The following is a 21,114-nucleotide window of genomic DNA, read 5'->3' on the forward strand; positions in this document are numbered from 1 at the left end:
TCACTTTCCTCCGTCGGGTACCGGTGCAGAGACTCCGGGGAGTTGCATCACGCCGCGTTTCTCCCTCAACTCACGGAAAAGGACGACCATATTCCGATAGTGCGTATGGATTTCCTGAGGGGCGGACAGCGTATCCCACGCGTAGTTCCGCTCAAGCGCGAGATCGATGTCGTTCGCGTTCTTCACGAGGTCATCTTTCAGGATCCGCGCGCCGATGCGAATGTTGATCACCGGCTTGAACAGGATACGAAGAGAACGGACGTTGGGATAATCCCGATAGATCCATTTTCTGTGCTTGTCCCAGTCGATCCGCATCAGTCCGTACCGCTTGTTTTCCCGCGAAGTCCATTCAAGGTCCGACGTGTTGATCATGACCGCCGCGACGAGAAACGGATCGACTCCGAACGAGGCCGATTCGTTTTCGACATACGTCGCGTACGATTGAATCCGCTCGGCGGACAGCGATTTCTTCAGCGTCCCGAAGTATCGTTCCATCGTCGCGATCCGGAGAGCGGTCTCATCCGCATCGCGGTGCGATTCCATGTATCGTCGTTCCGGACTTTCGCCGAACACCCCGGCTTCGCAGGGGGCGAAAAGGACGAAAAGGAAACAGAAACAGGCGCTCAGAAACCGTAAGGCCATTACTCCATCACTTCTTCCACTGAAATCTTGACGACGACTTTCCGGACCTCTCCCGGCTCTCCCGGTGCGACGCAGGGCTTATGCGCATCGGTTGGCAGAAAGACCGCGAAAACGCCGTTCGTCGCCCTGACGGGCTGCCCCGCGCCACGCCAGAGAGCGCAATCGTCTCCAACATCGTATGCTCGTACCTTGACGAGTTCCTCGAGGGGAGCCCATTCCATAACCTCTTCTCCGCTCAGCGTCATCTGAATATCGACGAAACGTCCGTGGTTTTCGAAATCCAGAAGATCCGATCTCCGGGTGGATACCGTCTGCAGGAGTGCGTAGATTTTCTCTCCGTCGATATCGTACCTGCCGTCCTTCAGGGAACGGATGTCATTTGAAATGAGAAACTCAAACGCTTTCCTCATTCCGCATCCCATGCCGTAATAGTTCTGCGCGTTCTCCAGTTTGTCGAGAATCATCGGACATCAATCTCCTTGATTCGATCCGCCATGATACTGATCTGTTGCATTCCCTGAATGTCGCTTTCCAGAAACGGCAGACAGATAACGCCATATTTTCCGAACAGAGACTCGATCCGTGCAAGATATCCCATCTGGGATTCCCTGTGTTTCCGGAAAAAACTCCCGGATTCCGGCGGGAAAACCTTGTTGACCACCACCGATCCGATCGGGATTCCGTATTTTTCGAGAAGGGCGACTGCACGCTGCGTCTCGACAATCGGGAGCTTCTCCGCGTTCAAAACGAAACAGAACACGCACTTTTCGGGGTCGGTCAAAAGGCCGCGCGCCTTCACGAACTTATCGTGTCTGTCTCTGAGTGTAGTGATGATCGGATCGTCCTTGATCTTCTCCTGAAGATCCCTGTCATATCGCGCGGCCATCTCCATAAGGTGCATCGCTTTCGCCCGCTTGTCGATCAGATGCTCGATCCACGCTCCCAGAATCTCCGGAAGCGACAGGAGACGCAACGTATGTCCCGTCGGAGCGGTATCGAACACGATCATGTCATACGGATCGCCGATGGACTCCATGAGTTCGACGAATTTATCGAAGATAGCCGCTTCTTCGGCACCCGGCGATGCGTACGCGATTTCGATCTGGCGTTTGATCTCGTCGACGATTCCGGCGCTGACGATCGAAAGCATCTTGTCCTGTATCGATTTGACGTATTTCCGCGATTCGAGTTCGGCGTCGATCTCGATTCCCCAGAGATTCTCCCTGATTCTCACGATTTCGGGACCGATCGGCACTCCCATCGCATCCGCGAGAGAATGCGCGGGGTCCGTCGACACGACGAGAGTTCGCGATCCCTGGGATGCACGCCAGTACGCATACGCGGCGGCGCAGGTTGTCTTGCCGGTTCCTCCCTTGCCGCCGAAGAAAATGAACGGACGGTTCACTGACATTCTCCGTCTCCCCTAATCGAAATCGTATTGCGCCGCTTTTTCCGCGACGATGTATTTTCTGTTCTGCATCCTGCGTTCCCACGGGACCAGATCTTCCATCACATACGGAAGCAGTTCGAGCATGTAATAGGAAACCGGATTCGGAATCCCGAGAAAATCGCCGAAAAGCAGGAGCATGAGGTTGTCGTTGACGTCGAAGGCTTCCTTGCGGACAACGGCCATGCGTTTGCTCACGAAGGAACCGTGGAAAAACGCCGCGACGAATTCTTTGGCTGTTTCGAGAAACGGTCTTTTTTCTGACACGTGCCGTATCCTCCTCTGCGTTCTCAGCGCGCGATCGTGCTGAACCAGATCCTGTTTTCGTCGACAATGACGTGCCGGACGGGCGGATTCCCGGGCAGGAAACGAAAATCGAGTTTCGGGCTGCATCTCTCGAGAGCGGCGGCGATCTCTCCGGCCGAGACCATGGCGTTGTCGTTGGTTACGTCCGAAAAGACGAGCCCTGCGGTTCCGGTCTTCGAATCGACTTCGTATCGCCCGCGAAACCTCATCAGCGCACGGACCCGCACCAGATAGCTCTTTTCGTACACCCCGAAGATATCGATGGCTTTTTTCGAAAACGTCACCTTCGGGCTTCTGAGGGATGGGAATTCCTTCGCAAGAACGCGCTCGAATTCAGCCTTCGTCAGAGACCCCCCGATTGTGGCCGACGATACGGACTCGATCCGGATCTGGTCGTTGACGTAACCATACCGAAGCCCTTTCAGATCGAGAAGGATCCGTTCATAGATCGTTCCCGAGATTTCGGGATGCTCGGCGCATACGTATACGCGATTGAGCGGAGCTCCGTCGCTCTCGTAGAGAACGGTGTTGATCGCGCTCTTCGGGAAGTATCGCCGCATCGTTTCGTTGAACGCAGCCGTATCAGAGTCCGCCGCAAGTCCCGAATCGGCCGCCAAGAGAAAAACGCAAACGACGACAGTCAGAGAAGCTCTGCGGAAAGCGCTTCTTTTACAGATCATGGCTGCCTCCCTGACTTTCCATACCTGAAGACGATTCCTTTGAACCGTTTTGGCGGAACTCGTGTTGCGAGAGAAATCGAGTCGTCCGTTATCACAAGGGATTTGAGAACGACTGGAAATGGAAATTTCCTGAAATCAAGCAACGGCTGCGCTTTCCGGATCGCTTCCTCCACGAACGACGCCTGGTCTGCGTTGTTGATCCTGAGAGCATAATCCGAGAGAATCACCTGCGTGCCGTCGACGAGCTCAAGCATGCCGTCAAGCTCGACGAGGGCCGTGAGTCCCGAGTTCGAATAATACCCTCTCGCGCTCAGGCGCGACGGAAGAAAGTCGACACGAACCTTCTTCCATTTTTCGTCGCCATTTCCGTCGACGACCCTGCCCACGAGAAAATCGTTCAGGTCCCTTTCCCGAAGACGCGCATCGAAGTAGCCGTTCACTGAGGAGGCCAGTTCCGCAAGCTCGGTTCCTCCGCTGTCGCGAACGGTGCGGAAGACGCAAAAAACAGCCTCGAGACTGAGCGAATCAATCCTGATGCCTTCGTAGACCGCTCCCGTCAGGGCTGCGTACAGGCGCCGAACGGCTCCCGTTTCATCGGGTTCGGCATCGAGAACAAGCTCAATCGCATCGGGATGAAACCGGTGAATAAGACTTCGGAATATGAAATCCCCGGACAAAGCGGCGTCGCAACCGCCGTCCAGCAATAGAAGAACGAGTATTACGACCGGGATTCCGAAGACAGGACCCGACCGACGAAAAACCATTCCGCCAGCACCTCTCCCCTTCTAGGATTTCTTCTCCGACACGAGAGTTCCTGCAATGGCGAAATTCTCCTTGGACATCTCGTCCAGAATGATGCGAACGACCTCCGGTTTCACGTCCAGCACCTCGCAGATGACCCGGGTCATCTCGGAAACGAGTTTCCTTTTCTGTTCTCCATTTCTGCCCTCGAACAAATGAACCTCGACTATCGGCATTTCAACTCACCTCCGTTTGGAAGCTTACAGCAAGTTGTACGGGCACTCAAGCCGAAAGCGATGAAGTGTCGCACTATCCGGATACGCTATTTCGCCATCCTGGGCCGTACGCCTATTCCGTAACTCACGACACGCTCCTTGCCCTCTGACGGAAGGTTGACAATCCGGTTTCTGTAGATCATTTCGCTGCTGCCCCCGCCATCGAGATTCAACGCGTATACCACTCCGTATTTCTGCAGGAGCTTCGCGGCCTCGTCCAGTGTGAAACCGATGCTGTGAATCGGGTTTCTGCCGTCTCCGACCCAAAGCATCCACTTCCCACGGTCGGTGAGTCCGATAACCGTCCTGGGGTGTCGTCTCTCGGTGATGCCCGAGCTCAGATTTTCGTTATCGCTCTGGATCACGCCGTTGCTGAGAATAAACGGCCCGGCCTGGATGATCGAGTCGCACTTGTTCCAGTCCGCATCCCCCCTGTTCAGGCTCTGCCGGATTTCGACGGCGTCTCCGGGAGCGATGTTCGAGAGTTCTCCCGCCGCTTCGCCGTACCCCACAATGACGACCGATCCCTGGGATATCGGCCCTGCCGCGCTCCTTCGCTCGACGCATCGCCCTTTTCGCAACACAAGCTCCTGGGTCGGTCTCGAAGATACCGGTGTCGACCCGCCGTATTCGGGCGTAAAGAGATGCAGGGCGTCGGCTTTCGAAATTCTGTTGAGGGATGAAATCGGCTTTTCTCCGAATGACGGATGACTGACCGTTCCTTCCCACTCGACCATTCCGAAAGCGGCCGTGTTGAGTCGGCTCCAGCCGAGACAGGTCCGTCCGCGATACGGCGCATTCAGAAGTCGTTTTCTCATCATCAACGTTCCGATGGGATACCCTTTGTCTGCGGCCGACTTGGTGAAATATCCTCCGTTGACGGCTGCTTTGAAACCGCCGTCCATGTCGCTCAGCGGACAGAGCGTCGAGATGCCGTCCGGAGCGATGATCGGCTCGAGAACGTACCGTGAGGGGTCAAGGACGAGCGCGACCCAGAATCTCGGCCCGCCGGTCGCCTCGACGATCGGCTGATACGGAAGGACGCGAACGTTGACCGCCCCCATCTTCTTCCCGAGTGCGGCAAGACGGAGGGCCTTCGGCTTTTCGTCGTACAGGTCGGACCGGATCCTCCATTCGTAATTGCTGTTGTCAACGAAGACCGTATGTTTCGCGGCCCTCATCCTGTCCGCAACCGCCGAAGCTTCCTCGCGCGCGGAGAATCCGTCCATGAGCGTCCGCCACTGGACGAAACGAGAAAAGGCGTTCTCTCTGTGAACGATGAGCGAAAGCCCCTTCTCTTCTTCGAGAACGACATGGAGCGTCATTCCTCCGGAGGCCTTCCGTATCGCCTGCAACCAGTATTCGGCCTCTCCGTGCGATACCTTTCTGTCCGGATTGAAGAGTTTCCCAGGACGGACGATCTGTGGGTCGAGGGAAACAGCGACCGCAAGACAGCCGCGCTCGTACTGTGAGAGCCCCGAAATGTCGCCGAATGGAAGAGGATATGATTGGAGCAGAGTCGCTTCAGGGGTGAGATGGAGACTCTGGATCGCGTACCGGAGCGCTTCACGGCGCGTCATGAATGCGTCCGGACGTCCGAGGACGGGGACGAGGTCCTGATCGAGGGCCTTCCTATAGGCGCTCGCCGGAGTCCGCAGTCCCTCGGTGGGAAAGCCGCGTGCTTCGAGAAGGGCGACGCAGAATTCGTCACGGCGAATCCATCTTTCCGCAGAATCCCCGACCGGGGCGAAGATGGCAAAAAGCAGGCAGATTGCGACAAAAAACTTCCCGGACAAGAACAACGACGAACGTTTCATCTTTCCTGATTCTCCTTCCACAGTGTGTACGAGCCGTCGGGTTCCGCGCGATGACAGACAAGGAGCGAACGGCAAACGCTTTCCTCGATCGCCCGCAGATTCCGGATCTCCGAGATTCCGCCGGGGTCACGACGTCCGGCAAGTCGCCGAACTTCATGAACGAGAGGTGTTACGGCGATCCGGGGCGTCGCGTTTCCCCGTCCCCACCTGGTCCATATGGGGAGTATCGAGACACGCGTGATGAAAACGCCTGTCCGCCGCTTTTCGACGTCGATAAAAAGCACGCAGCTTCTGTCCCTGGGTTTCGTCCGCTGCGACGAGAGAAAGTTCCCGAGCGAGTACGCGACGACACGAATTCGGCCGGAACGAGAATTTCTCGAAATTTCGACTGGTTGCAGCACATGCGGATGCGTCCCGATGACGATATCGGTACCGGCCCTGAACGCCAGCGCCGCAACGTCACGCTGGTCCTTCGAGGGCTTCGGGGAATATTCCTGCCCGAAGTGGAATCCGACGACAAAGAGATCCGTTTCCGGCTTCCGGGCATTCCGTATCTCGTCGGCGACATCCGCCCCCTGGATCGTCGGAACAATGATGGAAGCATTTGAAGAGAGCGTTATCCCGTTGGTTCCGTACGTATAGGAAAGAAACCCGAGCCTGATCCCATTCTTTTCGACTTCGAGCGCGATGCGCGCGTCTTTCCCGAGACGGACTCCGACCCGGGAAAGCCCCATCGTGTCAAGAATCTCACTGGTTCGTTCGGCGCCTCTCCCGCGACTGTCAAGACAATGGTTATTCGCCGTCGTGAGAACGGAGAAACCGCAATCGGCAAGCGCACTCACGAGAGAATCGGGCGTATTGAAACAGGGGTAGCCGGAAAAGGAACGGATCCCCGCCGCAAGCGTCGTTTCAAGGTTTCCGACAACAAGATCCGCAGATGCGAGCACCCGTTTCATGGGTGCCAGCTGCGGCGAAAAATCGTAGGTTCCGTCTCGTCCGTCTCTGGCGGCTTCCAGTTGCGGCGCGTGTACCATAATATCGCCGACAAACGCGATCCGAAAGGGCTGCGCATCCCCCCGAAGAGCGAAAAGCAGCGGCGACAGAAGCCCGCAAAGAAGGATGATAATCGTGATTCTTCTGCCACGTCTGTACGACTTGAAGCATTTGAGGTCCATGTCAGGTTTCCTCCCCATGATACTCCGCCAAAACACATCAACGACCGAAGAGGACGCACGTTGTTCCGTGCACTGGCGGCTGAACTCGTACGACCTTGCGTGTGTCACGGCGGGTTACAGAAAAACCATGAGCCGGATCGCGATTCCGCGTCCGGCTCATTCTATAACAACGGGAAAAGGCACCCGCTGAACTCAATGGCGTGCTGGAGAGGATTCGAACCCCCAACCTAAGGCTCCGTAGGCCTTTGCTCTATCCTATTGAGCTACCAGCACAAACCGCGCTGCCTCGATCACACAGCAAAAGGAATGATAGCACGGGAATGAGAACCCCGCAAGCGATTTCTCCGGACAAACGAAGGTCGTGATCGTTATGCAAAACATAGACCTTTGCTTACAAATTCGTCGCCTTTACTCATGAAACACCTCTCTTTGCGCTTACCTCCCGTTTACTCCTTCTCATTTTCGGAACGAAGGAAGTTTGAAAAAATGTCGGGGATCGTAACGCTTCGACGGGGGAAGGCGCTTCCTGGGCGGCACGGTATCGGGAAACGAAGATCGCGAGATTGCGACCAGGATCGAGAACAAAAAAGGATCCTCCTGATGGAAGGACCCCGGGCTTCCAGAAGAAATAATGGCGGTGGGTGAGGGATTCGAACCCTCGAGGGAGGTTTATGCCCCCCTACTCGCTTAGCAGGCGAGTGCCTTCAGCCTACTCGGCCAACCCACCGTCCGGACAGACGGGCTCTATTCTATCAGCCGCGCCTGTTCTGTCAAGGTTTCATGATCCGCTATTTCTTGTCCTGACTCACATCTCCACTTGCGGTCCCGGGCTTGATATCTATATCTCCGGACACTTCGGCTGCGGGAAAGATGCTCGCGTCGAGAATCGTCACCTTCGCCTGCGACCTTAGTTTCCGAAGATATTCCGTCTGGGCGGACTGCTGGTTCTGGCGCAGAACAAGATCATGGACATCCCTGCTTACCTCGTCGAACGACAGGACACGGGCGTCGACCTTCGTGCGCTTCAGGACGAGAATCACGTCATCGCTCGCAAGAGCGATCGGCCCGGAAGGAACGTCGAAGTCGAGACTCGCTATCGAAGCGAGTTTATCGACGAACCCCGTATCGGGGACGAAAATCGGCGCTTCCGAGGGCGATTTCTCGAGAAGGTCCGCGGAAGAAATGCTGTCCATGATCCGGTTCCAGTTTGCCGAAGGCAGGAGTGCGTCGTGAACCTTTTCCGCCGTCTCCCGGGACTTGAAACGCGCAAAGTTCAGCTTCGCGCCCGCAGGCTTGCGGAAGAAAATTTCCTTTGCCTTTTCATAGAACGCGCGGATATCCTCGTCTGAAACATCGGAAGCGGCTCCTGTCCCTCCGGGTCTCTGCTGCGACAGGAGCGACTCGGTCTTCCCGTTCTGCTGCCCCTGGCGACGCATGAGATCGATGACATCCTTGCTTGCCTCTTCAAACGGAAGAAGCCGCGCGGAAAGATTTTCGCGCTTGACGAGAACGAGAAAATCGTCGTCCTTCAGACCGACGGGAAGACTCGGGACTTCGACGTCGAGACTCGCGAGAGATGCGAGCTTGTCGACGAATCCGGTATCCGGGATGAAGACCGGCGCTTCGTAGAGGTTCTTCTCGAGAACGTCCGCAGACGCGACGGAAGCCAGTACCCCGTTCCACGCCGACGAAGGCAGAAGTGCCGTCCGGGCTCTTTGCGCGACGTCCTTCGATCTGAAGCGGGCAAAGTTCAGTTTGACTCCGGCAGGCTGACGGAAGAAGAGATCCCTTGTCTTGTCGTAGAACGAGAAGACATCATCGCTCGTAACCTTCACTGTCGCAAGCGCCGTCTCGATGAGCTTCTGCTGGGAGAGCTGCTCGGACACGTTCTTGCGGAGGTCCGCCATTCTCAGGCCGGTTTGTTCGAGATACTGCTGGAACGCTTCCTTCGTCGGGAAGTTGTCGGCGATTTTCGCAACCGCCTTGTCGATATCCGCTTCCGTCGGCTTGACCCCCTGCGTCTTCGCTTCCTCTTCGAGCTGCATCTGGACGACGATCCCGTCCAGGGTGTCGCGCCGGAGTCGCGGCATGTCATCCGAGCCGACATCGGAAATGTTCGAACGCTCGACGTAGTGTCGAAGGCTCTCCTCGAGAGTCGAACGCATGATCTTTTTTCCGTTCACCTCGGCGACCGCATAGTCCTGAATCCCGTTCTCGCCGCCGGACCTTCTGCGGGTCCCGTCGAAGCCGTACCAGCCGAAAATGGAGAGCACGAACAGAATCGCAACGGACAACATAATCCAGCGCATCTGTTGCCGCAAGGTCCTCATAAACAAAGAGCATCTTCCTCTCTATAATGAATATAAAAACCGCAATTCCGATGCGGTATTGTATCATACTTCCCGATTGCCGCTCCAGAGTCGCATTATACGGCAGCCAGGCTGTTCCCGTGTTTCGGTTCGACTTTCAGTGGAATATCGAGGTTCGCCGCCCCTTCCATAATGCGGACGAGTTCCTCCGTCACTTTTTCCATGTCGGCCTCCCTGCATTCGCACACGAGGGAGTCGTGGATCTGGAGCACAAGTTTCGTGTCCGGATCGCCGGAAAAACGTCCGTGAAAGCGAAGCATCGCAACCCGGGCGATATCCGCCGCCGTTCCCTGAATGGGGCTGTTGACGGCAATCCGTTTGAGACTCCCTTTGTCTCTCTGGTTGAGGGGCACTTCGGCCAAAGGACGGATTCGACCGGCGACGGTTCTCGTATATCCGCGCAGCCTAGCATCTTCGAAACTCTCCTCGATATACCGCCGTACCCGGGGAAGCGCGGAAAAATATCGGTCGATGATCTTCGAAGCTTCGGGGCGGCTGATGCCCAGACGGGATGCGAGACCGAACGAACTCATCCCGTACAGAATTCCGAAGTTCACCATCTTTGCGGTCCTCCGCAACTCCGGAGAGACCATTTCAGGGACCATGTTCCATATAAGAGACGCCGTCTCCGTGTGGATGTCCCTTCCCGCGGCGAACGCTTCCCTGAGACGCTCTTCGCCGCTCAGATGGGCGAGAACCCGGAGTTCGATCTGCGAGTAGTCCGCCGCGACGAAAACCCGTGCCTCGTCATGAGGGACGAGGCACTCCTTCAATTTCGACGCCCATTCACCGTACGCCGGGAGGTTCTGGAGGTTCGGATCCCTGCTGCTCAATCGCCCCGTCCCCGTCGTCGTCGATTCGAAGACGCCCCGGATGATCCCGCTTTCTGGGTCGGCCGCGTTCCGGAGAGGAACAGCGAATCCCGTGAGGAGTTTCGTCGCCTCGCGATGCTCGAGAAGCAGTCGCGGAACCGTCGCATCGATCGTCGTCATCGCGGCGAGTTCCTCGAGCACGTGGACATCCGTCGAAAAGCCCGTCTTCGTCTCTTTGAGCGGCGGAAGGGACAACGTCTCGAAAAGGAGCGTCGCGACCTGTTTCGGGGAGTTCAGGTTGATCTCCGTCCCGGCATACGAACGGATCTCCCGTTCGATAGACGAGATTCGTTCCCCGAGCTTTTCTGAAAGCTCCCCGAGCCGTTCCCTGTCCGCTCGGATTCCGTAACATTCCATGTCCCGGAGGACAGGAAGTAGAGGGATATCGATCGTCGTCATGACGTCCGACAGGCCGTCGCACGCGTCCAGGCCGGATGCGAGGAAATCCTTGAGAGCCCACGGAGTCGCCTTCGCCGAGGCCGGAATGTCGCCGGACGAAAGAAGCGACTGATAATCGTGCGCCGGAATGTCGGGGTGCAACAGATAATGTGCCGTCTTCAGGTCGAAGACGCTCTTCGGAACGGGAACGCCGCTCGGAATGGAAGACAAAACTCTTTTATAATCGTCCGTCACGAGAGAGACGCGTTTCATCCGCTCGACGAGAAGCGGCGGAAGGGTACTCCCTTTCCACGTCCTTCCGTCGCGCGAAGACACGCTAATCTCCTCCTCCCCGCCCATTTCTGATTCAGAAAGCGTATGGACCAGCGCAAGTTCCGCTTCGCCGAACAGATCCTCGGAAGAAACCTCGACGACATGGGAGGGTTGCGTATATCCGGCGCGAGGCTCGGCGATCACCTCTTTCTGACGCACATGCAGTTGTCCGAGAATCTTCTGCAGACCGAGCCGCCTGCAGAATTCTCCGGCCCTTGAAGGATCGACCGCCTCCGCCGACTGAGCGTCCTGCCCGAATGAAAGTTCGCACCTCAACCGGATGAGTTCCCGGCTCGAGTACGCGCGATCCCTGTTCTGGTCGAGTTTCGCACCTGTCGATGGTTTGAGCGATCCGAGGTGGTCGTAGAGATTTTCAAGCGTCTCGTAGTCGGAGATGAGCTGACGTCCGGTTTTTTCGCCGATTCCAGGAACTCCAGGAACGTTGTCGATACTATCTCCGAGGAGGGCGAGATAGTCCGGCATCGACGAGGGGGGGAAGCCGTATTCGTCACGGAAGGAATTCTCGTCGTACGTGTTGAATGTCGTGATCCCCCTGATCGGTCGGATGATTCTGACTCCATCCCGCAAAATCTGGAAAAGATCCTTGTCCGACGAAAGAATGATCGACACGTTCCCCTCCGAAGCGATTCTGCACGCAATGGAAGCGATGACGTCATCCGCTTCGACGCCCTCACGGATAACGAGGGGATATCCGGTCATTCTCAGGAGCTCCTGAAGGAGCGAAATCTGAATCTTGTAGGATTCAGGCGTCGGCTTTCTCCCCTTCTTGTAATCGGGGTACATCTTGTGTCGGAACGTCTCCGCGGGCGCATCGAAGACGACGATCGTGGAATCGGGATTCCATGTATCCTGTGTCTTGAGAAGCATGGACATGAACCCGTGAAGGAGATTCGTCGGCGTTCCGTCCTGCGCCGAAAGCTCCGGCAAAGCGTAGAAGGCTCTGAAGGCCAAAGAATGACCGTCGATGAGGAGAACTGTTCGTGTCAGGAAAATCAACTCCCTTCCATCTGTATCGCAGGTTATAATACCCTAATGGGAGAAAAAAGGCGTTGTATCGCTCCCGAAATGATCTCTGGGAGGAATTCATTCATGGAAAAGACAAGGGTTCGTTTTGCACCGAGCCCCACCGGAGCCCTTCACATCGGCGGCGGACATACCGCGCTCTTCAACTGGCTCTGGGCGCGCCATACAGGCGGTTCGTTCATTCTCAGAATCGAAGACACCGACATGGAAAGGTCCACGAAGGAATTCGAGGATACGATCATGTCGGGCCTCGTCTGGCTTGGCCTCGACTGGGACGAGGGACCGGACAGGGGAGGTGATTTCGGACCATACAGACAATCAGAACGGCTTCATCTCTATCGAAAATACGCCGGGCAACTCGTCGACGAAGGTCTCGCCTATAAAGAGGGCGACGCCGTGATATTCCGCGTTCCTCAGGGGAAGACGCTCGCGTTCGACGATGTCGTGTACGGGCATATCGAGATGCAGAGCGAGACGCTCAAGGACATCGTCCTCATGAAGAGCGACGGTATGCCCACATACAACTACGCCGTCGTCGTCGACGATCATTGCATGGCCATCAGCCACGTCATCCGCGGCGAGGACCACATCTCGAACACTCCGAAACAGTTGTTGCTGTATGACGCGCTCCGGTGGGAACGTCCGGTCTTTGCACACCTTCCGATGATTCTCGGAAAGGACAAAAAGAAACTTTCCAAGCGTCATGGAGCGACGAGCATTTACGAATACCGCGACATGGGCTACTTCCCGGAGGCCGTCTTCAACTTTCTCGGCAACCTCGGCTGGAACGCCGGAGATGAAAAGGAAATCTACACGCGTGACGAGGCCGCCACTCTTTTCGACCTCGCGAGGGTAACGCGGAAAGCCGCCGTTTTCGATATGGAGAAACTGAACTTCATCAATCAGGAGCATCTAAAGCGACTCGATCCAGATGTACGCCTCTCTCTCGTCGAACCGTTCTGGCGGGAGGAAGGACTGTCCGTTGACGCCTTCGACAGGCGGTATCTCCGGGACGCTCTCACGCTGATGGGAGGAAGAGGGCAGACAATTCGCGAGCTTGCGGCCTACGCGTCCTATTTTCTCTCGTTCGACGTCGTTCGGGAACGGTACGACGGAAAGGACATCACGGAAGAACAACGCGGAGGACTGAAAGAGTTTTTCTCGGCCCTTCTGTCGTCTCCGGCATGGAGCACGGAGACGCTCGAGGCATTCACCAGGAACTGGGCGGACGCCAAAGGAATCAGGATCAAGGATCTCGCCATGCCCCTGCGCATGGCGATCACCGGAGCGAAGGTCAGTCCCGGAATCTTCGAAGTCGCCTCTCTCATGGGGCGGGACGAAGTCCGAAAACGGCTCGTCGGGTACGACCTTCTCGGGTAGACGCCGCGAAAACGGCGGAAGAACGAAAAGAGGGGAGCCGCATGGCGGCTCCCCTCTTCGATTTCGGACGGCTGGAAGATATTTCAGGTCGATGCGACGCTACGCCGTCGCATCCGGCCCCTTTTCGACCGGACTGATGGCGTTCTTCGGGCACGACTCGGCACACTTGCCGCATCCGATACACGTCTTTTCGTCGATCACGTGAGGTTGCCTGACGGTCCCCGTAATCACCCCGACGGGGCAATTGCGCGCGCACTTCGTACAGCCGATGCACGTTTCCGGGTCGATCCGATAGACCGTTTTCACTGCCGCGTGCTCGTCGGCTTCCGTTCCGGCCGGGCCTGAATCGACGACAATCTGCGCCTTCCGATCGTATGAAGATATGAGAAAATCTTTCGTCATCGCGAGACACTTGACCGGACAGACCTCGGTGCACTGAGCGCAGAAACAGCAGCGATCGAGATGGATCCGGATCTTCTTCTCGTCGGGCAGGTATTCTGTCGCGTTCGCGGGGCAGACTTTGACGCACAGCTTGCAGCCAATGCACTTCGCCTTGTCGTATGCGAGTCTTCCTCGAAAACGTCCGGCTGTTTCGATCGGTGGCGTGAGGGAAATCTTCCCCTCCGCTGCGGCCGCAAGCGCGTCGGTCAGGGAATCGGGCATCGCCGCCACCGGGAACGGATTCGTAAACGGCGCATCGACGCATTGCCGCAGGAGTTCGATTGACATCTTGTTGAAAACCACGTCGTCCGCCTCCTTAGAAGATCCTGTCGATGGACAGCAAAAGCATACCTGCGATGGACAGTCCCGCGACGTTCACCCAGTAGAAGTGCGACGCCTGCCATATCTTGAGGCGTCCCAGAGACGAACGCATGAACGTGACGACGATGATCTGGACCACGAATACCTTGACCCAGAACCAGAGGAAATCGAGGGCGAACAGGACGCAGCCGGATATCCCGAGCAGGCTCGCGAACGACCACGGAATGAAGAGTGCGGTGATGATCGCCGAAATCGCCAGCGAGCGAAGAGCGAAGGTAATCTTGAACATGACGAGGTTGGAACCGGAATACTCGATGATAAGACCTTCGAGGATTTCCGTCTTGGCTTCGGGAATGTCCATGAGGCCCTTCCCGGTCTCCCCGGGAACGACGAGGACGAGGGCCAGAAGGAGACACAGGAGCCCGAGCGTTCCCGACTTTCCGACGACATGCCATACGGGGTTCGCCGCGAAGGTCTCGAGGCTCCACGGCTCGCCGGGCATTCCGTACCGATACGCGGTCCACGCGAGCGTCGACGCGACGATCGCGAGCGGCAGCTCGTAGCTCATCATCAGGATCATTTCCCGCTGCGCCCCGACGTTCGCGATCGGGTTCCCGCTCGCGAATCCGCCGAGGGCCATCGACACGCCGCAGAATCCGAGCATGTACAGAACAAGAATGAGATCCCCCTCGCTTCCGAGAATCGCGGGAAGAGATCCGAGGGGTATATACAGGAACACGACGAGCATGCTCGCGAGAGCCATCCAGGGAGCGCTGTTGAACACCCACGACACGGCATGCCGAGGAACGATGTTTTCCTTCCCGAGCAGTTTCAGGACATCATAGAACGGCTGAAACACAGGAGGCCCCCAGCGTCGCTGCATCCGGGCGTTGATGATCCGGTCCACTCCGTCGAAAAGGAGCGCGAGCACAAGGACCAGAAGCATCAGCGCCGAACCGGCGACCAGCTTCAGGATCATATCGAATATCATGCCGGCATCATCCTCCTCGTCTTTTCCCTGCTCATATTCAGAAGCTGCTCGCGGGTCAGGATCTGTTCGTTTCCCGAGCCTGCGTCCGTGACCAGCATGCGCTCCATACACGAGATACACGGGTCGATGCTGTTAATGATAAGCGGCGCGTCCGCAAGATCGTTCCCGATAAACATGATGGGCCATGAAACCGCATTGGCGTATGTCGGTGCCCGGACCTTCCACCATGTGAGGTTCTCGTTGCCGGACGTGAGATGAACGACATGGGAATCGTCTCCGCGCGGAGCTTCGATGATCCCCCACCCCGTTCCTTCCGCCTTTTTGAGAAGGGAAAGAACCTTGACGACGCTCTTCTCGAAGACGATATCGCCTTCGGGCAGACCATCGAGGACTTTCTCCATTATATCGAGGGACTGATAGACCTCGAGGACGCGAACAAGGAAGCGGTCGAACACGTCTCCCCTCGCCTCGCCGACGTAATCCTGCGGCACGACGGGCTTCACGTCGAGATCCCCGTACGCTTCGTACGGCGCCGACCACCTGAGGTCGCACCTGACGCCGCTCGCCCGCGCCGTGGGACCGAGGGCGCAGTGCCGGATCGCATCCTCGTACGACAGGACTCCGACGTTCCGCATCCTCGCCTTCGCGACCGGATCCTGCGTCACGATATCGTAAAACGCCGAGAACTCGTTTCGATAGTACCGGATCATGTCGCGAACGACGGTGTCGACCTCCGGCGTTATATCCCATCGGACGCCTCCGACCGTTCCGACACCGTAGTTGACCCTGTTCCCCGTGTAGGTCTCGAGGACGTCCATGACCCTTTCGCGCATGAGCATCCCGAGCTGGAACGCCGAATCGAAACCGATCGAGTAACACGCAACGCCCGCCCAAAGGATATGCGAATGTACGCGTTCAAGTTCGAGGACAAGCGAACGGATATACTGCGCTCTCGCCGGAACCCTGATCTGCGCGGCGTCCTCGACGGCTCTCAGGAAGGCCGTGATGTGACTGAACGAACAGATACCGCAGATTCTTTCCGCGAGATAGATCACCTGTATCGGATTCCGCTCCTGCCCCATACGCTCAATTCCGCGATGTATGGCCCCGGGGCGTACCCGCGCTCCGACGATTCTTTCGCCGTCAAGATCCAGCCAGGCCGTTATGGGTTCCTTGAGTCCGACATGGACGGGGCCTATCGGCACCGTATACGTCTTGGCACTCATGTTCATTCCACCTTTAGGAGAGATCTCGGATCATGTCGGGACTGAGCCCCTCTTCATCCCGACGCCACGGTTTGACATTCTCGTCCCAATCCTCCGGGAGGAAAATGAACCCTTTCATGGGCAAGCCCTCGAACTCGACACCCAGCATTTCCCGCATTTCCCGCTCACTGTATTCGATTCCCGGAATCCTGTCGTACAGCGACGGGATCTTCAGATCGGATTTCGGCACAAGGACACATACGGAGACACCTACCCGTCCTCCGCGCGCGGCGACTCTAAACAGAGAGAAATGATAGTTCAGGAGGATATTCTCCCCGACATCGTCGCCGGAAATCACGTGAAAATGGGGAAAATCGATGGCGAAAAGTTCGTCGACGACCCGAAGAAACTGACTTCTTTCAGGTCGGATCCACAGATCGACATACTGGACAGAGTTCTCCCGTCCTCCGAATCGCTCCCTGCGTTCTACCGCAACGTTTTCGAGACGCGCGCGAAGCCGGGATACGACATCCTCGGAGGAGAGAGCCTCGCTCGCATAATCAGGATTGCGACGCATCATACCACTGCCTCCCGAGCCGCTTCGATAAGCTCTTTCCGCTTGCTCTCGAGCTTCAGGACCGCTTTCGCCACGCCCTCGGTGATAGCCTCCGGCCGGGGCGGACATCCGTGGACATAGACGTCGACTGGAATAATCCGGTCCACCGGGCCTTCGAGATTGTACGAACGGTAGAAGACATCTCCGGAAGAACCGCAGTTGCCGACGACCACGACGACCTTGGGGTCCGGAATCTGGCGATAGATCCGAAGCAGACGGTCCTTCATGTATTTCGTCACCGGACCGGTCACGACGAGGACATCCGCATGACGCGGAGATCCCACAAGTTTCATGCCGAAGCGCTCGATATCGTACCGCGGGCTGATCGTCGCGACGATCTCTATGTCGCAGCCGTTGCACGATCCGCTGTTGCAGGTCATCACCCAGAGGGATTTCGGCAGGATTTCAAGATACTTCTCGAGTTTCACCTTTATCACCCCCTAAAATATGACCGCAAGCGCGCAGATAACGGCCGAAACGAAGACAAACCACCCAGCGTAGTCGGTGGTGATTCCGCTGTGAAATGCGACAAGCGCGTTGTAAAAAGGAGTGAACGCCTTCTTGTATCCCCAGTATGCCGATGACGCGGGAACCGTTATATCCGCTCCGTCCTCGGGAACGGGGTTCCCCGACCAGTAGATTTCGTCCTGATCTGTCCCCTTCTTGTAGTCGCGTCTCCCCATGGAACGAAGCCACAGGGCATAGAACGACGCAATGAAAAAGAACGCGATCCACGCCGAAACATCCCAGAAGCCGAAACCGGTGTATATCTTGCCCAACACGTCGCGCCACCTCCTTACGGGTGAAGAACGGCGCCGATGTAGCCCGCCTGATCGACAAGCGCTTTGGCAGCAGGCTCGATCAGATTGGAAATCGTCCAGGACGGGAAGAGAGTGAATCCGACGATAACAAATCCGAAAACCATCATTCCCAGAACCATTCCGGCCGGCGCTTCGCGGACGGATTTCCACTGATTCTTCTCAGGACCGAGGAACGCCGTCTGGAAGATCTTGACGAAGGAAGCGAGCGTCAGGACGGACGTTACGAGCGCCACGGCGCTGAGAACCGGATGGACCGTGAAGACGGATTCGTAGATCAGGAGTTTGGAAACGAAACCATTGAACGGCGGGATTCCCGAGATCGCCGCCGCCGCGATAAGGAACAGGACTGTCGTATACGGCATCCGGCGGGCAAGCCCACCCATGCGGTCCAGATCTCTCGTCCCCGTGGCGTAATACAGCGCGCCGGCCGCGAGGAAGAGCAGTCCCTTGTACATGCTGTAGTTCACCATGTGGAAGAGGCCGCCCTTCAGCGCCGTGAAACCATAATCCGCGAGGGCCCGGGGGTCGTGAAGCGCGGAAAGGCCGACGCCAAAGGCGAGAAGCATGTATCCGACCTGGGAAATCGAATGATACCCGATCAGGCGTTTGATCTCGTGCTGGATGACCGCCATCGTAACCCCGAAGAACATCGACATCATCCCGAGGACGATGAAGATCCAGGGAATGAAGCTGTTTTGCGCAACAGTACCAAAGAGCGTGAAGCACACCCTGATCAGACCGTAGAGCGACACCTGGCTGACCGTGACAAGCAGGCAGGTGACGCCCGAAGGCGACTCGGCATAGGAGTCGGGCATCCACATGCTCATAGGGAACGCACCGCACTTCATCGCAAGCGCCGAAACGAGAAGCGCCAGAATCAGCTTGTCGACCGTCGTCATCTGGATGGCATCCGCTATCGCGGCCATATTCAGGAAGTTGTACTTTCCATAAATCGAACCGACCGCAATCAGGATGAGCATCGCGGAGATCTGCGACAGGAGCATGTACTTGAAGCTCGCCTCGATCGCCTCGGGCTTGTCGCGCCAGAAGGCGATCAGACCAAAGGACGCGACGGAGGCGATCTCGATGAACACGAAGAAGTTGAACATGTCGCCCGTCAGGGACATCCCGAGCGCACCGACCGTCAGGAGAAAATAGAGCGAGACGAAACGGTGAAGGCCACTGAAACCGTTCATATACTGCAACGAAAAGAGCGCCCCGGCGAACGACGCGATCGCGACCGTCAGCCCCATGAAGGCGCTGAGAGCGTCGATCTCGAACATGATCCTGACCGGAAAGGCGAACCCGGAAGGGAGCGTCAGGGAAATCGATTCGCCGCCCATAACATACAGAATCGTTCCGTGAAGCAGGACATTTCTCCACAGGAGGAACGCGATAATCAGGGTCACCAGCGAAACCGCGACGAACAGGAGGTTCCGGAGGAACTTCCCGCCGAGCGAGAAGAGCGGCGTCGCGAATGCCCCGAGAAGCGGAAACGCGACTACAAGTGCGGGAAGATGCTGGCTCCAGTTCATCCGCGCAACCTCCGTATCTCATTGACGTCGAGAGTGCCATAGTGTTTGTAGAGCATCATGATCAGCGCGAGCATCAGCGCCGTCGTCGCGAGAGCGATGACGATCGCGGTCAACGTCAGACACTGGGGAATCGGAAGGACGACCTTTGCGTGAGCCCCGGCGAGATAATGGATCGGAATGGCTCCGCCGTTCCTGTATCCCATCGCGACGAGGAAAAGGTTGATGGCGGACGCGATAACGCTGACCCCGATGGATATCTTGACGAGATTTCTCTCGGAAAGGATCGCCACTGTCCCCATCAGAAAAAGAACGCCGACGACTATGAAAGGCGCATTACCGATCATGGCCGCACTCCGTCCCGACGGGACTCGTTTCGTACAGGCGGATACCCTTGAACATATAGATCACGATCAGGGAAAGTCCGCCGGCGACTTCGATTCCGACCGCGATATCCATAAGGGCGATGGTTCCCGAAGGCGGAATGATTCCGTGTGCGCCGCCGGCCATGGCCGCTTCGTGGGTGACGGAAACGAAGTTATAGAAAAACGACGTGGGAAAACCCATGAACGCGAGGCCGATGAAAAGCAGAAGGCCGAAGCCGACAAGGCTCGTATAGAACCTTTCATTGACCCACGAAAGGAGGTGGTTCCCGCCGTATGCGACAAGGAGGAACGTCAGGAACGTCGCAACGATGGCGCCGCCCTGGAATCCTCCGCCCGGAGTGAGATCGCCGTGAATGATGACGTTCGCTCCGAAGACGACCATAAACCACGCGAAGATGTCACATCCCTTACGAACAACAACAGACAGAGGATTCAATCCCGTCTCCCCCCTTGCCGGAACAAAGCCGTCACAGAACACAGCGCCGTAAAGAGGACCGCGGCCTCTCCGATCGTATCGAACCCGCGGTAATCGAAAACCAGCGAGGTGACGATATTCTCGGAAGAGCGGTCCTTGAGGGCGTGAGCGATGTAGTAGTCATCGACGGGAGTCTTCAACGGATCGCCGAAAGGATGGACGTTGTCGAGTACTCCCCAGACGATGCCTCCGAGAACCAGCGCCGCCGCGATGAACATGGTCTTTTTCATTTGACGCCGCCTCCGTTCCCCTTTCTGATCTGCCCGCAGGCGCGAAGCGCGATGATGTAGATGACCGTACTGAGAGCGGCGCCTATCGCAGCTTCGGCGATAGCCACATCGGGTGCCTGCAGGATATAAAACTCTAGGGCCATGCACAGACTGAAAGCTCCGAGCGCCAGAGCCGAAGAGAGAAGATCTCGGAACCAGATGGCGAAAAATCCCGCCAGCACGATCAGTACGAGGACACAGAGATGAAGAAGCTGCATCATGCGGCTCTCCGCCTCCTTCCTTCCTTTTCCGCAAGACGGTCCACAACGGCGAACTTCGGATCGATGCGACTTCTGTGAGCCGCCCTAGCGATCGCATGTGCCCCCGTTGCGTTCGTGACAAGCAGCACGGCCATCGCGACGAACGTATGAATCGCAAGGACGAGGAAGCGCGATTCGCCGGCCGAAAGATAGCGGAAGAGCGTATAGACGATTACAGCCAAGCCTGTGAAGAGACTTCCGAAGGTCGAGCACTTCGTTGCTCCGTGCATTCTCGTGTAGACGTCAGGGAAGCGATACAGGGAAACAACTCCGAGAGAATTGAAGAAAATTCCGACCAAAAGAAACAACAAGACAAAAAGCCCTTCAACGATGCCCAT

24 protein-coding genes and 2 tRNA genes are annotated in these 21,114 nt (G+C 56.9%); 1 reads left to right on the forward strand and 25 read right to left on the reverse strand.

Annotation, left to right across the window (positions count from 1 at the left end):
* The 13 genes from ACZ5IU_RS00410 to ACZ5IU_RS00470 form a co-directional block, all read right to left on the reverse strand.
* Positions 1 to 642: a lysozyme family protein gene (locus ACZ5IU_RS00410; RefSeq protein ID WP_464419409.1), complete on the reverse strand. Its 642-nt coding sequence runs from the start codon at positions 640 to 642 to the stop codon at positions 1 to 3.
* Entirely contained in the window at positions 642 to 1,106 is a 465-nt protein-coding gene (locus ACZ5IU_RS00415; RefSeq protein ID WP_464419411.1) for a NanQ anomerase/TabA/YiaL family protein, read from the reverse strand. Before ACZ5IU_RS00415 ends, ACZ5IU_RS00410 begins: the two co-directional genes overlap by 1 nt.
* Positions 1,103 to 2,053 carry an ArsA family ATPase gene (locus tag ACZ5IU_RS00420; RefSeq protein ID WP_464419413.1) on the reverse strand — a complete coding sequence of 317 codons (951 nt, stop codon included), beginning with the start codon at positions 2,051 to 2,053 and terminating at the stop codon, positions 1,103 to 1,105. The genes ACZ5IU_RS00415 and ACZ5IU_RS00420 overlap by 4 nt, the downstream gene beginning before the upstream one ends.
* A 12-nt stretch (positions 2,054 to 2,065) precedes the next feature.
* On the reverse strand, positions 2,066 to 2,356 hold the full coding sequence (locus ACZ5IU_RS00425) for a DUF7990 family protein (protein ID WP_464419415.1): 291 nt from the start codon (positions 2,354 to 2,356) through the stop codon (positions 2,066 to 2,068).
* Positions 2,357 to 2,379: 23 nt separating this feature from the next.
* Positions 2,380 to 3,075 carry a hypothetical protein gene (locus ACZ5IU_RS00430; RefSeq protein ID WP_464419417.1) on the reverse strand — a complete coding sequence of 232 codons (696 nt, stop codon included), beginning with the start codon at positions 3,073 to 3,075 and terminating at the stop codon, positions 2,380 to 2,382.
* The gene (locus ACZ5IU_RS00435) at positions 3,072 to 3,839 is read right to left on the reverse strand and encodes an LmeA family phospholipid-binding protein (RefSeq protein WP_464419419.1); all 768 of its coding nucleotides are present in this window, start codon (positions 3,837 to 3,839) and stop codon (positions 3,072 to 3,074) included. Before ACZ5IU_RS00435 ends, ACZ5IU_RS00430 begins: the two co-directional genes overlap by 4 nt.
* A 21-nt stretch (positions 3,840 to 3,860) precedes the next feature.
* Positions 3,861 to 4,052 carry a 4-oxalocrotonate tautomerase gene (locus ACZ5IU_RS00440; RefSeq protein ID WP_464419421.1) on the reverse strand — a complete coding sequence of 64 codons (192 nt, stop codon included), beginning with the start codon at positions 4,050 to 4,052 and terminating at the stop codon, positions 3,861 to 3,863.
* A gap of 86 nt (positions 4,053 to 4,138) precedes the next feature.
* Entirely contained in the window at positions 4,139 to 5,908 is a 1,770-nt protein-coding gene (locus ACZ5IU_RS00445; RefSeq protein ID WP_464419423.1) for a phosphodiester glycosidase family protein, read from the reverse strand.
* The gene (locus ACZ5IU_RS00450; RefSeq protein WP_464419425.1) at positions 5,905 to 7,083 is read right to left on the reverse strand and encodes a CapA family protein; all 1,179 of its coding nucleotides are present in this window, start codon (positions 7,081 to 7,083) and stop codon (positions 5,905 to 5,907) included. The genes ACZ5IU_RS00445 and ACZ5IU_RS00450 overlap by 4 nt, the downstream gene beginning before the upstream one ends.
* A gap of 196 nt (positions 7,084 to 7,279) precedes the next feature.
* Positions 7,280 to 7,356 (reverse strand) — tRNA-Arg (locus ACZ5IU_RS00455).
* Between the two features lie 359 nt (positions 7,357 to 7,715).
* Positions 7,716 to 7,810 (reverse strand) — tRNA-Ser (locus tag ACZ5IU_RS00460).
* 61 nt (positions 7,811 to 7,871) lie between these two features.
* Complete coding sequence (locus ACZ5IU_RS00465) at positions 7,872 to 9,413, reverse strand: SurA N-terminal domain-containing protein (RefSeq protein WP_464421771.1); 1,542 nt, start codon at positions 9,411 to 9,413, stop codon at positions 7,872 to 7,874.
* A 95-nt stretch (positions 9,414 to 9,508) separates the two neighbouring features.
* Complete coding sequence (locus ACZ5IU_RS00470) at positions 9,509 to 12,052, reverse strand: DNA polymerase (RefSeq protein ID WP_464419427.1); 2,544 nt, start codon at positions 12,050 to 12,052, stop codon at positions 9,509 to 9,511.
* Positions 12,053 to 12,145: 93 nt separating this feature from the next.
* Between ACZ5IU_RS00470 and gltX the strand changes: the two genes are divergently transcribed.
* Positions 12,146 to 13,459, forward strand: a complete 1,314-nt coding sequence (gene gltX / locus ACZ5IU_RS00475; RefSeq protein WP_464419429.1) for a glutamate--tRNA ligase — start codon at positions 12,146 to 12,148, stop codon at positions 13,457 to 13,459.
* A 99-nt stretch (positions 13,460 to 13,558) separates the two neighbouring features.
* On the opposite strand, the gene ACZ5IU_RS00480 is transcribed toward gltX, so the two are convergent.
* The 12 genes from ACZ5IU_RS00480 to mnhG are packed head-to-tail and all read right to left on the reverse strand — an operon-like array spanning position 13,559 to position 21,114.
* Positions 13,559 to 14,203, reverse strand: a complete 645-nt coding sequence (locus ACZ5IU_RS00480; protein ID WP_464419431.1) for a 4Fe-4S binding protein — start codon at positions 14,201 to 14,203, stop codon at positions 13,559 to 13,561.
* A gap of 13 nt (positions 14,204 to 14,216) precedes the next feature.
* Positions 14,217 to 15,212: a respiratory chain complex I subunit 1 family protein gene (locus tag ACZ5IU_RS00485; protein WP_464419433.1), complete on the reverse strand. Its 996-nt coding sequence runs from the start codon at positions 15,210 to 15,212 to the stop codon at positions 14,217 to 14,219.
* On the reverse strand, positions 15,209 to 16,438 hold the full coding sequence (locus ACZ5IU_RS00490) for a hydrogenase large subunit (protein ID WP_464419435.1): 1,230 nt from the start codon (positions 16,436 to 16,438) through the stop codon (positions 15,209 to 15,211). The genes ACZ5IU_RS00485 and ACZ5IU_RS00490 overlap by 4 nt, the downstream gene beginning before the upstream one ends.
* Before the next feature lie 13 nt (positions 16,439 to 16,451).
* Positions 16,452 to 16,997, reverse strand: a complete 546-nt coding sequence (locus tag ACZ5IU_RS00495; protein ID WP_464419437.1) for an NADH-quinone oxidoreductase subunit C — start codon at positions 16,995 to 16,997, stop codon at positions 16,452 to 16,454.
* Positions 16,994 to 17,461, reverse strand: coding sequence for an NADH-quinone oxidoreductase subunit B family protein (locus ACZ5IU_RS00500; RefSeq protein ID WP_464419439.1), 468 nt, complete (start codon positions 17,459 to 17,461; stop codon positions 16,994 to 16,996). The genes ACZ5IU_RS00495 and ACZ5IU_RS00500 overlap by 4 nt, the downstream gene beginning before the upstream one ends.
* Before the next feature lie 12 nt (positions 17,462 to 17,473).
* Positions 17,474 to 17,815, reverse strand: a complete 342-nt coding sequence (locus ACZ5IU_RS00505; protein ID WP_464419441.1) for a hydrogenase — start codon at positions 17,813 to 17,815, stop codon at positions 17,474 to 17,476.
* A gap of 14 nt (positions 17,816 to 17,829) precedes the next feature.
* On the reverse strand, positions 17,830 to 19,389 hold the full coding sequence (locus ACZ5IU_RS00510; protein ID WP_464419443.1) for a proton-conducting transporter transmembrane domain-containing protein: 1,560 nt from the start codon (positions 19,387 to 19,389) through the stop codon (positions 17,830 to 17,832).
* On the reverse strand, positions 19,386 to 19,733 hold the full coding sequence (locus ACZ5IU_RS00515) for a sodium:proton antiporter (RefSeq protein ID WP_464419445.1): 348 nt from the start codon (positions 19,731 to 19,733) through the stop codon (positions 19,386 to 19,388). The genes ACZ5IU_RS00510 and ACZ5IU_RS00515 overlap by 4 nt, the downstream gene beginning before the upstream one ends.
* Positions 19,723 to 20,208, reverse strand: coding sequence for an MnhB domain-containing protein (locus ACZ5IU_RS00520; protein WP_464419447.1), 486 nt, complete (start codon positions 20,206 to 20,208; stop codon positions 19,723 to 19,725). Before ACZ5IU_RS00520 ends, ACZ5IU_RS00515 begins: the two co-directional genes overlap by 11 nt.
* Positions 20,205 to 20,477, reverse strand: a complete 273-nt coding sequence (gene mbhE / locus ACZ5IU_RS00525) for a hydrogen gas-evolving membrane-bound hydrogenase subunit E (protein WP_464419449.1) — start codon at positions 20,475 to 20,477, stop codon at positions 20,205 to 20,207. The genes ACZ5IU_RS00520 and mbhE overlap by 4 nt, the downstream gene beginning before the upstream one ends.
* Positions 20,474 to 20,737, reverse strand: a complete 264-nt coding sequence (locus ACZ5IU_RS00530; RefSeq protein WP_464419451.1) for a Na(+)/H(+) antiporter subunit B — start codon at positions 20,735 to 20,737, stop codon at positions 20,474 to 20,476. Before ACZ5IU_RS00530 ends, mbhE begins: the two co-directional genes overlap by 4 nt.
* Positions 20,734 to 21,114 carry a monovalent cation/H(+) antiporter subunit G gene (gene mnhG, locus ACZ5IU_RS00535; RefSeq protein ID WP_464419453.1) on the reverse strand — a complete coding sequence of 127 codons (381 nt, stop codon included), beginning with the start codon at positions 21,112 to 21,114 and terminating at the stop codon, positions 20,734 to 20,736. The genes ACZ5IU_RS00530 and mnhG overlap by 4 nt, the downstream gene beginning before the upstream one ends.

The organism is Lactivibrio alcoholicus, from assembly GCF_055390895.1.